This window comes from Acinetobacter sp. TY2 (genome assembly GCF_046269225.1).
In the GTDB taxonomy this organism is placed as follows: Bacteria; Pseudomonadota; Gammaproteobacteria; order Pseudomonadales; family Moraxellaceae; genus Acinetobacter.
The window spans coordinates 15,940-29,808 of the sequence record NZ_JBJZOR010000023.1 but is presented as its reverse complement, the minus strand read 5'-3'; the positions used below and the strand labels follow the sequence as shown (position 1 = coordinate 29,808).

Sequence of the window (13,869 nt, the reverse complement as noted above, 5' to 3'; positions counted from 1 at the left end):
GAAAAAAGCCACTCTAATAAAGTGGCTTTTCGCTTGCTAAGACTTAGCGTGCACGATAAGTAATACGACCTTTTGTTAAGTCGTATGGTGTCATTTCGACTTTAACACTATCGCCAGTTAAAATACGAATATAATGTTTACGCATTTTACCTGAAATGTGGGCGATTACTTCGTGACCGTTTTCTAAACGTACACGGAACATAGTATTAGGAAGCGTTTCGGTGACAACGCCTTCGAACTCGATAAGTTCCTCTTTATTGGCCATAGCCTACCTGATGATCAAATTGGAAAGGGGCAAATTATAGGCAATTTTTTTGAAAAAAACAAGACAAATGGAGGTTTACAGGTGCCAGATGCATCCTAATTAATCGAACTGATCATGAAACAATTTCTACAAAAAAATACCGATAACTGTTGTCAGTTTGGTCAATCGACTGTAATCTAAAAATCTCTGATTTAAGTATAATGAATAAGATACAAGGAAGGGGACTGCGTGAGTCAGCTAACGGATGCTTCGGTTGTTTTACGATTAGGCTATCAAGCGATCCGACGTGCGGGATTGCCAACAGAAGAAATTTTAACAAAAGCGGGTGTCGCACTGAATCAAGTCGACCAAAATGCACGAACGCCCTTAAATGCACAATATGCATTTTGGGTAGCCGCTGAAGAAGTCAGTAAAAACCCAGACATTGGTTTATATCTTGGTGAGCATCTGCCTTTGTATAGAGGGCAGGTGATTGAGCACTTATTTATTTCAAGTGAAAACTTCGGTGAAGGGCTAAAAAGGGCACTTGCCTATCAGCGTCTGATTAGTGATGCTTTTCATGCTACGCTCGTACAGGAAGACGGTCGTTGTTATCTAACCAATGGCGTACGACCTTGGGCGGAAAATATTGTTAATCGGCATTTTTCTGAATGTGCGATTTCGGGTATTCTTCGATTTTTTAAATTTATTACTGAAGGTCGTTTTGAGCCGATCTATATCGATTTTAATTTTAGTGAAGGTGCAGCAGATGAAGAATATCTTCGAGTCTATGAATGCCCCGTGAGTTTAGGGCAGAAAGAAACCCGTTTATATTTCGATCCTTCCATTTTGGATTATCCGCTGTGGCAAGCCGAACCTGAACTTCTGCAATTGCATGAACAACTTGCGATTGAGAAATTACAAGAATTGGCACGTTATGATTTGGTCGGTGAAGTGCGCCGTGCGATTGGTTCAACTTTAGAAAGTGGCGAGACGACACTTGAAACCGTTGCTGCACAGCTCAGTATTACGCCACGTCGTTTACGGACTCAGTTGTCTGAGGCAAACACAAGTTTTCAGCAGATTTTGTCGGATTATCGTTGTCGTCTTGCAAAAAAACTCTTAGCGAATACGAGTGAAAGTGTTGAACGCATTGTATATTTAACTGGTTTCTCTGAGCCGAGTACGTTTTACCGAGCATTTAAGCGGTGGACGAATGAAACGCCTGTGGAGTATAGAAAGCGTAAACAGCGTTAATATTTCTAATTGTGATACTCAAAAAAGCTTCGAATTGTAATATTCGGAGCTTTTTTATTGGGCTATTGTTTGAGAAAAATAAATGAATGAACAATTCGGTAGATTTAATAAACCATTGGGAATAATTTTCCCATTAAGCATTTAAAATATACTGAAGTTACTCAGGCATATTCAACCAATGTGGTCCTAAAGGCTGTTGAGGTAGTTCAAATTGCTCAGGATAATGTGCTTGAATAAAATATAGACCATCGGGTGGAGCAGTAATACCTGCCGCTTTACGATCTTCTGCTGCAAAAATTTCATCAATATGATCAACATCATATAGACCTTGCCCCACTTCTAATAAACAGCCCATGATATTACGTACCATGTGATGTAAGAAGCCGTCTGCCTGAATATCTAATACTAGATAGTTGCCATGACGAATCAATCGACAATGGCTGACATGACGTACAGGTTGATTGGATTGACAGGCTGCTGCACGGAAACTTTCAAAGTTATGCGTACCTTCAAACTTTTGCGCAGCTACAATCATTTTATCAACATCGAGCGGATAATAGGCATGGGTCACTTGCTTATAGAGTAGTGCAGGGCGACTTGGTGACTGATAAACTACATAACGATAACGACGAGATTTGGCTTTGAAACGGGCATGAAAATCCATATCCATTTCTTTAATCCATTGAATCGAAATATCTTTAGGAAGTTGGCTATTTGCACCCATCAACCAACCCTTTAGCGGGCGAATAGCATTGGTATCAAAGTGAGCGACCATATTGGTGGCATGTACGCCTGCATCGGTACGACCCGCACCATGTAAAATGATTGGTTCATCGGCAATGGTACTAAGTACTTTTTCTAAGGTTTCTTGAATGCTACGCACGCCCGCCTGTTGAGTTTGCCAACCTTTAAACCGCATACCACAAAACTCAATTCCAATTGCAAAGCGTTGCATAAAAACCTCTATTCAGGATGATCATTGCCAATGGTCATGCCATTGTTCCGAAGTGGGGTATTGTAAATAAATTTTCAGAATTTTGGCATAAAGATCGGCTTGAGTATGTGAATTACTCAATAAAATGCCTGTTTCTTTAATCCATTGGCTAATTGCATAGCGTTGATCTATTCCGCCGTGTAGAACTTGTGTAGTGAGAATGGTTTGACAACCGAGTGTACGTAATTGCTGAAATAAATTTATAATTTCATCATTTACTGCTAGGTTTCCTGTACCGTAGGCTTGAATAATTAGGAAGTCAGGTACTTGATTGAGTAGTTGTTTTAAATTTTGGCTAAGTTGATTTTTTTCAATTGGTAACATCATCCAATTGATGATATTGAGCATGTTTGCTTTTTCGATATGCATCATTTCAACGTGTAAAGGCAATAAAGCTTTACTAGAGAAATCTTGGTGTTCTTCCTGAATAGTTATGCCATTGAAGGCATTTAAGTCGGTTGTATGCACTTTAAAGGCTGTTTGTGCATAAAAAATTTGTTGATGGAAAGCAAGATAGGCGCCTGCTTTAATTTGAGTTATTGCTTCAAGTGATGTATTGAGATTATCTAAGGCATCCGTCTTTGAACGAAGTGCTGTTCCTTCAATATTTAAAAGTGGGAATTGGCTTCCTGTAAGAATAACGTGGCATGACTGTTGTAAAAACTGTGCCAAGACTGCTGATGCATAACTGAGTGTGTCTGTACCATGAATGATAATAAAGTGTTGGAAATTTTGCAGTTGTAAGGTTTGAATTTGCTGAATCAGTTGCAACCAATCTTGAGCCGTACAAGCACTACTGTCTTTAATCGAGGCGGCTTGAAAGCAGCTTACTATAGTTTGATATTTTGTGGGCAATAGCTGTTGTAGCTGCGGAATAAAGGTCGATTCAGGCATTGGGCTTAGTGGTTCACCAATACAACCAAAAGTTCCACCCATATAGATTAAGGCAATTTTATTCATATTCTTCATCAGCATAAAAAAAGCAGTCATAAATGACTGCTTTATCTTAAATCGATTTTTTTTAAGAAGCTATGCGACTCAGTAAATTTTCTGACTGTTCACGTTGTGCAGGGGTGTAATCTTGAGTGCCATTCAATAATTGACGTGCTGAGTCATAGACACCGAGTTCAATATACTTTTCTGCCAAATCCAAATTGAGTTGAGCATCATCGATAGATAATAGCTCAGGGAATGATTGTACGAGTGGATCATTACTTGCTTGTGCTGTAGGAATTGATTCAGGTACAAGCTCAGCTTTTTGAGTATCAAAAACTGGTATAGTTGCAACGATTTCTTCTGTTGGTTCGGATAATGCAGGTTCAGTAACACTTGGCTCAAAATCAAGGCTTAGGCTTGGTTCTGTTGTTGATACTTCTTGCGGAACTTCTTTTGCAATGTCAAAGTTAAAATCGAGGCTACTGTCAATTTGCGGAGCTATATTTTCTGTTGAAGCAGGCTTTACAGCATCGTGCGTAATTGGCTCAGGCAAATCAAGCTGAAACTCAGGAGAACTGTCCGTTGGATCAATAACGGTTGCCGCTTTTTCAATGACAGGGGATTCTTCGGTTTTTGGTGCAAGATCAAAACTAAATTCTAAAGGTTGAATATCAGATGTTACTGCTTTTGCGACAGGTTCAACAGGCGCTTCAGTCACACTTGGGGTATCTGAATTTAAGCTGAAATTAAAATCTAGAGGTTTAATCTCTGCTTGAGTTTCTTGTACTTGAGGTTCTTTGAGCTCTTGTGAAAAATCAAGCGTTGGAACGGAAGTTTGTTGTACAGGTGCTGATTTTTCAGTATCGAGCTCTGACTGTAATAGGTCAAAACTATTACTTGGTGATGCCGTTGTTGTATTTGGACTGACTAACGCATCAAAAGCAGCAGCAGATTGTGTATTTTGCGTTACTGGCTCAGCTTTACTTGCTGGAAGATCAAAATCAATACCATCTGATGAAGATTCTTTAACTTGCTCTTCATAAGCTTTTTGTTTAGCGTTAGCTTGTGCTGAAATATCTTCTAAGCCGAGTGAGCGAATATGATTTAGCAACTGATCAATAGCTAGATCATCTTTATGTGCTTGATGAACATCAAGTAAATATAAATACAACTCATGTTGTGAGTTATCTTGATTCAATGCTTGATTGATTTTTGCTTCAGCAGAAAAATAGTTTTTTTCTTGAATTAAGCGTTCAATATTTTTTTTGAAGTCGGCTTTTAATGGTGTTGTCTGTTTTTGAATAACAACGGCATCTTCGACGACTTTGGATTGAGTCTGCCGAGTTTGTGTTGAGCGTGTAGTATTTTTTTTGGTCGACTTTCTACTACTTGCTTTATTCGATTTTTCAGCTTGTTCCTTATTTGCCGATTCGCGCTTTTTCAGCACGATGAGTACTAAAAGTAGTACTACAAAAGGAATCACATACAACATATTTTAACCCCTTCATTGAGATCAATGAACTTTATTCATGAAACTAACATCATCACTATTCATCATTTTTATCGCATTTTCTGCCAAGAAAAAACCAAACAATAGATGTGTAAGTCTATTTAAAATATTAATAAATTACTGTGCAGACTTTTTACTACGATTCTGTTGCTGCAATTGTTGCTGTAGTTGCGCAAGCCTTGCATTCAGCAATTGAATTCTTTGATCTTTTTGCTGTAAAGCTAGTGCTAACTCAGATACATTCTTCTGTAATTTAACCGTTTTTTCTCGGGATGTCATAACTTTTGTAGACAATTCCGCATTTGTTTGATTTTGCTGATGATCTTTTTTCGATTTCCCATGTGTAGCATCAAGACTGTTATCAGCAACAAGGCTCATTTCATCTTGCCCTAAACGATATTTAGCTTTACCCGACTGTTTCTGTGTTGTTGGTGGAATAATCGCTTTTTGTTTGCTTGTATTTTTTGTCGCTTTTTGGGCGCTAATTGATAGATTTAATGCGACACCACGACGAATACGATTGATATCACCTTGAATAAATGCATGTTCATTATTGGCTTTGATCTGACGCATCACCTCAGGCACGCTTTGATTGCTTTGTGATGCAATACGAGATGCGATTCTCCATAATGACTCATTGGCTTGAACAATATGCTTGTCTGCAGTATTGGTCTTATTTGATGCTGTTTGCTGACTTGATTGCTTATTGGTCGTTGTTGTTTTTGCTTTTTCTTCTACCTGAGGATTTTTCTTTTGAGTCGCTTGATTTTGCTCAGGAGTAGGTAAGACTTGTTCAGCAGCCACTTTTGTTTCAGGCTGAACTGTAGCTTGAGGTGTTGATATTATTGTTGGTGTCACTTGAGGATTAAACACAGTTGCATTTGATTTTTCAGGATTTATAACAGCTGTTGAATTCATTAAAGGAGGCGCAGATTTTTGAGTGACCAATGGCGTAATGTGTGACGGCGTAATACTAATGGCAACAGGCGTACTTAATTGGGCAGAAGTATTACTTTGTACAGATGTTGAAACAGATGTAGGTGCAGTATTGAGTGCCTGATATTGTGAGCTACTTGGTAAATTCAATTGAATATCTTTTTCGCTGACAATTATCTGAGGAATTAGTGCTTTTTCAGTTCCTGAGGAAATAGGTTCTGCTACAGGACGACTACGCTTTAGTGCTGTTTTAACCTGTTGAATATGGGTTGCTGAGCCTTCTTTAATTTTAAGCAAAATATTCAGTTCAGAGTCGACCACAGGACGTGATGAGGTAATCACAATAACACCACTGCCATCACCTGTACGTCTAGTGAAAAAGTTTAAATGTCCAGGTGGTTGGTGTGCAACGCCAATAGTCATCAGGTCATTTGCTTCAGCAAGCCCAACTTCAATACGCGCATTTGGGTCAGAATGACGGAATTTCATTTCCGCATACAATAAATCCCCAGAACCCGATTGAACCTGAATGGGATCAATGGTAATCGCAAAAGTCTGCGATGAAATAATGGCTAAAATGGCGATTTTTAATTTGTTATATACAGTCATCTCTATCCATTGCTCAGATGAAGTTCGGATCAGCAAAAGTATACAATACCTAGCTGTTATGGAAATGTAAAATATTTACCATCTAGTTACATAAAAAAAGCCGATCTAATGTGATCGGCTTTTCGTTTCGTATCAGATATAAAAAGATTTAAGCATTTTTATAGTCAATTAAGATACGAAGCATACGACGAAGTGGCTCTGCTGCACCCCAAAGAAGTTGGTCACCTACAGTGAATGCACCCAGATATTCTTTACCCATGTTCAACTTACGTAAACGACCAACTGGAACAGATAAAGTACCCGTTACTGCAACAGGTGTTAAATCTGTCATAGACGCATCACGTGTATTGGGTACAACTTTCGCCCACGGGTTGGCATTGCGTAACATATCTTCGATTTCGTTCAATGGTACATCTTTCTTCAGCTTTAATGTTAATGCTTGAGAATGACAACGCATTGCACCAATACGCACACAGTGACCATCAATTGGAATGATTTGTGATGTTGCTAAGATCTTGTTGGTTTCAACTTGACCTTTCCATTCTTCTTTCGACTGACCGCTTTCAAGCTGTTTGTCGATATAAGGAATGAGTGAACCTGCTAAAGGCACGCCAAAGTTTGCAGAAGGGAAACCTTCGCCACGTTGCAGTGCTGCAATTTTAGAATCGATATCTAAAATGGGTGATTTAGGATCATCTAAAAGGTCTTTGGTGTTGTTATACAAATAACCCATACCGTTGATCAATTCACGCATATTCTGCGCACCTGCGCCTGAAGCAGCTTGATATGTCATCGAGGTTGCCCATTCCACTAAATTATTTTGGAATAGACCACCAAGGCCCATCAACATCAACGAAACTGTACAGTTACCGCCAACAAATGTTTTAGTGCCATTCACCAAACCATCTTTAATGACATTCATGTTGACTGGGTCAAGCACGATGATTGCTTCATCATCCATCCGTAAGGTAGATGCAGCATCAATCCAATAGCCATTCCAACCTTCAGCTTTTAGCTTTGGAAAAACCTCAGAAGTATAATCGCCACCTTGGCAGGTAATAATGACATCCATTTGCTTCAGACTGGTAATGTCTGTCGCTTCCATAAGTGCTGGAGCAGATTTACCACCAAATGCAGGGGCTTCACCACCTGCATTACTGGTAGAAAAATAAAATGGCTCGAAGTGAGCAAAATCATTTTCTTCAACCATACGTTGCATCAGGACAGAACCAACCATCCCGCGCCAACCGACCAGACCTACTTTCATGTCATTGTGCCTCGGTGCGTTAATAAAAAAATTAAAGGGGTTTCGAGTGTATCAAAAGTGCGCTTAACTGCAAGCGCAACACAATGAAAACAGCAACTATATTGTGCAATATATCTTGTTTATGTTACATGGAAAATTGATATAAATTTATGAATCAATAAAAAAATGAGAATATGAGGATGACAACAAATGATCGGAATTGAAATTCTCGCAGGTATTGTCATTTGGCTGAGTTTTTGGTCACTTATTCCGAGAGATGAGTGGTGGTTTCGAGGTGCAGATTTTCCACGCTTACAGATATTAGCAGTCGGTTTTTTTACTTTGATTGTTTTAATTTTTTGGCAAGCACCTTGGGATTTAATCCGAGAAATAGTTTTACTGGGACTTATAGCTGCTTTGGCTTACCAATTGAAAATGGTATTGCCTTATACGTTTGTTTGGAAGAAGCAAGTTGCTCAAGTACGTCCTGAACAATTAGATGTAAGTCGACAAATTTCAATGATTGTATCGAATGTCTTAACACCTAATACCCAATATCATTTACTCATTGAACAAATTACAAAGCACAAACCTGATTTAGTTTTAACTCTTGAAACTGATCAGATTTGGCAAAATGCCTTATCGACCATTGAATCAGATTATCCTTACCGTATACCTATACCTTTAGATAATTTGTACGGTATGCATTTGTACAGCAAATTAAAACTAATAGATATCGATGTGAAATTTATTCTCAGTGATGAAATACCCTCTATTCACTGTACTGTGATTTTGCCATCTGGTCAGCCTGTCAGTTTATATTGCTTACATCCAAAACCACCAAGTCCAACGGAAGCCAAAGATTCGACTTTACGTGATGCTGAGTTACTTATTGTAGGAGATCAAATCAAAGACCGTGATGAAAGCTGTATTGTTATGGGAGATTTAAATGATGTTGCTTGGTCGCGAACAACACGACTGTTTCAGCGTATTAGTGGTCTGCTTGATCCTCGAGTCGGGCGCAAATATGTCAATACTTTTCATGCCAATTATTGGTTTTTAAGATGGTCGCTCGATCATGTTTTTCACAGTAATGATTTTGCTTTAGTTAAAATGGAGCGATTACCTTATATTGGTTCAGATCATTTTCCAATTCATGTGATTTTACAAACAGGAAAAGTATTTGAGAAAATTCAGGAAGAATTAGAACAAACCGATGCTGATGAACAAGAAGCACAGCAAGCAATTCAGGAAGGTATTGAAAAGGCTGAAAAAGAAGAAAAGATGGTCACAGATGAAATTGCAAAAGATTATAAATGAATTGGTTGTTGTGAAAAATTGTTAGACAGAAATAGCGTGAAAATTTTGAATTTTGTACGCATATGCTTACATCGATTTCAGTCCATAGCGGATAGTGTAAGGATATCTATCAGCTTAATCTATATTCATCGGCAAGGGAGACGGGAATGGAAAGTCCCATATGGAAGATGACGCTGAATGTAGATATCATGGATATGATGATGGTATGGATATCGTAAAATAACAATAAGATTTGAAAGCACAACCTCATAGAACCCGAGTTTTGCAGGATGCAGAACTCGGGTTTTGCTTTGCTTTATAGATTTTCTGATATAGATGCTTTGATCATAAAAGAAAATATGAGCAAAAAATAGGCATAAAAATGGTGACGAATCACCATTTTAAGTCACGCTTTTCATTATATTTTAGTGCTTATTTACTTGAAATACGCCATATGATATTTCCAACATCATCGGCAATTAAAAGCGTACCTAATTTATATTTGAACAGATATTAAAATTTGTATCGAGAAATAGAAATTAGTTTTCTTGAGCCACACGTTTATACAGTTGAATGGTCTGATCACACATATCTTTCAAGCTAAATTGGGTAACAGGAGCAACGTATTGAGGGTTATCAATATGCAATTGTACTGCTTCAAATAGAGCGGTTTGATCGTCAACATCAATTAAACCTTGTGGATAGAGACGAGATAAAATTTCTGCAACGCCACCACGTTTCCAACCCACAACAGGTGTACCGACAGAAAGAGCTTCGAGTGCTGTACGGCCAAAGGTTTCTGCTTGATTAGAAAGTGATAACACTAGATCACTCATCGCAAGCCATTCACGAATATCTGAACGATGACCGACAAAGGTAATTTGATCTCGAAGTCCTTTACTTTGAATGGTATTTTCAAGCCCATCTAAATATGCAGCTTTTTTAGGATCAGCACCACCGACGACAACTGCATGAAGTTGTGGATATTGCTGATGTAGTTTTCCAACCAATGCGATTAGTGTTTCGTGTCCTTTGAGACGTGTAATTCGTCCCGGTAAGCAAATTAAAAATTTATTTTCCAATTGAGGAAAATCGATAAAAGTCTGATGGAACCATTGTGCGGGTGGTTGATAGCCATGTGGAAATGCTTGAGGGTCAATGCCTCGAAAGATGCGTACAATGTCTTCAGGTGGGCAATTTTTATAATGATCGGTAATGTATTTGACCACACTATCTGAAACAGCAATGACTTTTTCAGCTTGAGTCATAATTTGACTATAACGATTAATCGAATAAAAACCATGTACGGTACTAATGAGATGTGGGCGCTTCTCAACAGGAATGCCCTTTAATGCAAAATGTGTGAGCCATGCAGGTACACGAGAGCGCACATGCACCACATCAGGTTGATATTGAAGAATCAGTTTTCGTAATGGACGAATTTGCCACAAGCTCGAAAGAGCTTTTTTATGAATAGGTAGGGTTAAATGCGTTGTTCCTTCTTGTTCAAGTGCAGGAACTAAGCGTCCACCATTTGAAACGACAATAGATTCATGACCATCGGCAATGAGCGCACGAGCAATTTCAAGTGTTCCACGTTCCACACCGCCACTGTTCAATTCAGGTAGAAGTTGCATTACTTTCATGGCTTTTCCTTTACAGGTGTTGGCTTGGATGGTTGTTCATTGGATCGATTGTTAATAAATTTTGTCATAGCCGTCAGGTCGTGTTTTAAAACGACGGTGAAACCACATATATTGGGTTGGGGCAATGCGAAGTTGATTTTCAATAATTTTATTGACTCGAGTTGCATCATCTAACTCATCTTCACTCGGTAAAGGCTCAACAATGGGCTCAAGGATGACTTTGTATTGTGGATTTTTAATATCGCCATAACGATAAAAATATAGTGGAATGGCAACAGCTTGAGACATTTTTAACAAACGACGATGCGCCGTGACAGTTGCAGCAGGCGTACCAAAAAAAGGTGCCATAACCCCTTGTTTTAGACCAAAATCTTGATCAGGGCTATACCAAATAGCATTACCATCTTTAAGATTACGAATTAAACCACGCATATTGTCATGGTCAATTTGATTTTTATAAATTGTGCTACGGCAACGGTAAATCAGCATGTCTAATAATGGATTGTTTTGTGGGCGATATACCACATCAAGCTCAAAAAATTGAGTACATAGATAACCACCTGCATCGAGCAAAGTACTATGTGTACCTAAAAGTAGCACACCTTTACCTTCGTCCTGTGCTTTATGCAGATGCTCTAAACCTTCAACAGTGACTCGATTTTTAAACCATTTAGGTGAGTACCACGCATTTAAGGTTTCAAAAATCCCGATCATCATATCGATAAAAACGAGACGTGCATTTTTTTGCACTTCTTCAGGCGACCATTCGGGAAAACATACTTCCAAATTTCGAATGGTAGTTTTACGACGTGATTTTAGTCTGTCATAGGCAAAACTGCCCAATGCTTTTGCTAAACGATGCTGAATTGCCCAAGGTAAAATTGCGAGCATCATCAAACATAAAATCGCCACCCAAATACCCCAATAGCGAGGATGAAGGAACGCCAAATAAAATTGCCCAGGTTGGTAGTTGTGCTTTTTACTCATTGCATCAAAATGATTAAATAGGGGAAAACATGTTGAGTGTAGCATGATCCTTTTTTAAAGCTGAAAATACTACGTGGTGTATTTTTTTAAGTGATATTTTTCAGGCGGTTTTAGATGTGTGATGAATGATTTATTCCGCTTATAATTTCATAAACAACGCTGTAATATCCAAATACTGAATAGAAGCCAACGTATGAGAGATCACTATTTAGATACAACTAAAGCCGTTCTGATCTTTTTAGTGGTCTTTGGGCATTTTTTAGAACGTATGATTGGGTGGGGCAATCCGATTGATCATGTCTTACTGGGCACGATTTATTTTGTACATATGCCCGCGTTTATTTTTATTTCAGGTTTATTTTATAAAGATAATAAATGGTTTAAAAATATCATCTTTTTTATAGCCTTATATATTCCATTTCAACTGCTTTTTCCATTATTCGATACACTTTGGTCAGGTAAATTTCAGCTTAATTGGCATATTTTTGAACGACCATATTGGATTCTATGGTATTTACAAGGCATGATTGTATGGACGGTTTTGGCACATTTTTTAATGAAGCTTAAACATTTTGCTGTACCGATATCGATTATTTTATGCTTATTGGTTGGATTAAGTCCTTGGAACAACTACCAATATTCGGTAGGAAGGATTTTTACATTTTTCCCATTTTTTATGATCGGGGTGATGTGTGGAAAGACGCTTATTCATAAAATCCAGCAGTTTCATAAAGCATGGATTCTGGGTTCGATCATTTTATTGATGATTGCAAGTCTAGTATATTTTGCGCAGGTTAAATCCTCTTGGCTATATGGTAGTTATAGCTATGCACAATTGAAAGTCAGTGCCGTAGATGGAACTTTGATTCGTAGTTTTTATATGTTGATATCTACATTAGGAGTGTTTGCTATTTTTGCCCTAAGCAAAACATTGGGCTCACGTTGGGTCAAATTAGGGAAAAATACTTTGCCTGTATATTTGTTGCATGGTTTTGTCGTGATTCTGATTGCCCGTTATCTGAAACTCAATTTGAATATTTATGCTGAAATTGGTATCTGCATTGTCTTGTCTATATTGACGTGTTGGCTGTTGCAACAATCATTTTTTGATAATTTACTGAGAAAAATGTCTTTGTGGTTAACCAAACCGACCGAAAAATTAGATATTAAATAAGATATTAAAGCACTAAATATAAAAATAAAACGCCGCCGCAGAAATCTGGAGTAACTGTGGCGAAGCGTATTGTGAAAGCAAAATATCTAGACATTATTTTTTAGCTAAGGTTTTTTCCTCTGAACTTTTTGCGGCAACTGATGTATGTTTCATGTTTTTATGACCTTCGTGTTTGTGTATTGCTGACTCATGCTGTTTGGTCATTTGTACACTTGATGTTTTTTCAGTGACATGTTGTGTTGGAGTTGAAGCCATTGCAGAGCCTGCGAAAATAGCGGTAGTAAATGCAATTAATAAACCAGATGTTAATTTTTTCATGATCTTTGCTCTTCATTTTTCGAAATCCGAACTGGATTCGATAAGTACATATTCTAATATTTGTGTGAAAATATCATGGAGTCAATGTAGAAAAATATTATCAGATTGCGAATAAAATCAGGTAAATATGAGGACTATAGTAATGTGGTTGTTTTTTTAAGTTCATTTTAATGTAATGCTTGATAATAGTTGCACTTTTATTCAGATTGTTCTTTTCAGTGTGCCAGTTTTATTAAAGTATATTCAATGAAAAAAGCCATCAAGCAACCAATCAATCATGCATAATATTGCACCGTCAATTGTATGGTGATCGATATCATAAACGGTAACAATCAAGAAGCTAGGCAAGCAATACACGTATATTCTGAAGCTTTAAAGATTACACAATTTGATAAGGTGATAAAAATACCCGATCCTAAAAATAAATATTCTAAATTGGTATAATGCATATGAAGAAAGCTAGCCTTAGACATTACAAACCAAATAGCAATACCCACTGTTGAGCCAATAAAATTACTAGAAACTTGGCTGAAATTTAACTTTTTATTTTGGTTAAATTAAATGTTAAAAAATGCAGTGAAAGATGCCCGAAGAAATTTTTTTATCTTTTTTTTTTCTAATTTTTGAGGCTTTTCATATTGGATGTATTGAGACTATTTTTATATTCATAAAATGGAAAATGCTCGAAAGCATTTTCCATTCAAATAGCAGGG

Annotated in this window: 12 protein-coding genes; 3 read left to right on the top strand and 9 right to left on the bottom strand. The window is 37.6% G+C overall.

Annotated features, from left to right (window positions below):
* Nucleotides 1–43: 43 nt before the first annotated feature.
* A complete protein-coding gene (infA, locus tag ACK1JC_RS13255; RefSeq protein ID WP_001284370.1) occupies nt 44–265 on the bottom strand; it encodes a translation initiation factor IF-1 in 222 nt (73 codons plus the stop codon).
* Between the two features lie 228 nt (nt 266–493).
* Here infA and ACK1JC_RS13250 point away from each other — a divergent pair, with 228 nt between their 5' ends.
* A complete protein-coding gene (locus ACK1JC_RS13250) occupies nt 494–1,501 on the top strand; it encodes an AraC family transcriptional regulator (protein WP_409512345.1) in 1,008 nt (335 codons plus the stop codon).
* Nucleotides 1,502–1,658: 157 nt separating this feature from the next.
* Here ACK1JC_RS13250 and truA read toward each other — a convergent pair whose 3' ends face one another.
* The 5 genes from truA to asd form a co-directional block, all read right to left on the bottom strand.
* The gene (truA, locus tag ACK1JC_RS13245; protein WP_409512344.1) at nt 1,659–2,456 is read right to left on the bottom strand and encodes a tRNA pseudouridine(38-40) synthase TruA; all 798 of its coding nucleotides are present in this window, start codon (nt 2,454–2,456) and stop codon (nt 1,659–1,661) included.
* 21 nt (nt 2,457–2,477) lie between these two features.
* Nucleotides 2,478–3,455 (bottom strand): asparaginase domain-containing protein, encoded by a 978-nt coding sequence (locus ACK1JC_RS13240; RefSeq protein ID WP_409512369.1) that lies wholly within the window; start codon nt 3,453–3,455, stop codon nt 2,478–2,480.
* Nucleotides 3,456–3,516: 61 nt separating this feature from the next.
* Nucleotides 3,517–4,923 (bottom strand): hypothetical protein, encoded by a 1,407-nt coding sequence (locus ACK1JC_RS13235; RefSeq protein ID WP_409512343.1) that lies wholly within the window; start codon nt 4,921–4,923, stop codon nt 3,517–3,519.
* 135 nt (nt 4,924–5,058) lie between these two features.
* The gene (locus tag ACK1JC_RS13230) at nt 5,059–6,486 is read right to left on the bottom strand and encodes a hypothetical protein (protein WP_409512342.1); all 1,428 of its coding nucleotides are present in this window, start codon (nt 6,484–6,486) and stop codon (nt 5,059–5,061) included.
* Nucleotides 6,487–6,634: 148 nt separating this feature from the next.
* Nucleotides 6,635–7,753 (bottom strand): aspartate-semialdehyde dehydrogenase, encoded by a 1,119-nt coding sequence (asd, locus tag ACK1JC_RS13225; protein ID WP_409512341.1) that lies wholly within the window; start codon nt 7,751–7,753, stop codon nt 6,635–6,637.
* 189 nt (nt 7,754–7,942) lie between these two features.
* On the opposite strand from asd, the gene ACK1JC_RS13220 reads away from it, so the two are divergent.
* The gene (locus ACK1JC_RS13220) at nt 7,943–9,052 is read left to right on the top strand and encodes an endonuclease/exonuclease/phosphatase family protein (RefSeq protein ID WP_409512340.1); all 1,110 of its coding nucleotides are present in this window, start codon (nt 7,943–7,945) and stop codon (nt 9,050–9,052) included.
* A gap of 518 nt (nt 9,053–9,570) precedes the next feature.
* Here ACK1JC_RS13220 and ACK1JC_RS13215 read toward each other — a convergent pair.
* Together ACK1JC_RS13215 and ACK1JC_RS13210 are read right to left on the bottom strand one after the other, a co-directional pair.
* Nucleotides 9,571–10,677, bottom strand: a complete 1,107-nt coding sequence (locus ACK1JC_RS13215; RefSeq protein ID WP_409512339.1) for a glycosyltransferase family 4 protein — start codon at nt 10,675–10,677, stop codon at nt 9,571–9,573.
* Between the two features lie 51 nt (nt 10,678–10,728).
* Nucleotides 10,729–11,664, bottom strand: coding sequence for a lauroyl acyltransferase (locus ACK1JC_RS13210; RefSeq protein WP_409512338.1), 936 nt, complete (start codon nt 11,662–11,664; stop codon nt 10,729–10,731).
* Between the two features lie 193 nt (nt 11,665–11,857).
* Between ACK1JC_RS13210 and ACK1JC_RS13205 the strand changes: the two genes are divergently transcribed.
* Entirely contained in the window at nt 11,858–12,838 is a 981-nt protein-coding gene (locus ACK1JC_RS13205) for an acyltransferase family protein (RefSeq protein ID WP_409512337.1), read from the top strand.
* A gap of 93 nt (nt 12,839–12,931) precedes the next feature.
* On the opposite strand, the gene ACK1JC_RS13200 is transcribed toward ACK1JC_RS13205, so the two are convergent.
* On the bottom strand, nt 12,932–13,156 hold the full coding sequence (locus tag ACK1JC_RS13200; protein WP_409512336.1) for a hypothetical protein: 225 nt from the start codon (nt 13,154–13,156) through the stop codon (nt 12,932–12,934).
* Nucleotides 13,157–13,869 lie beyond the last annotated feature (713 nt).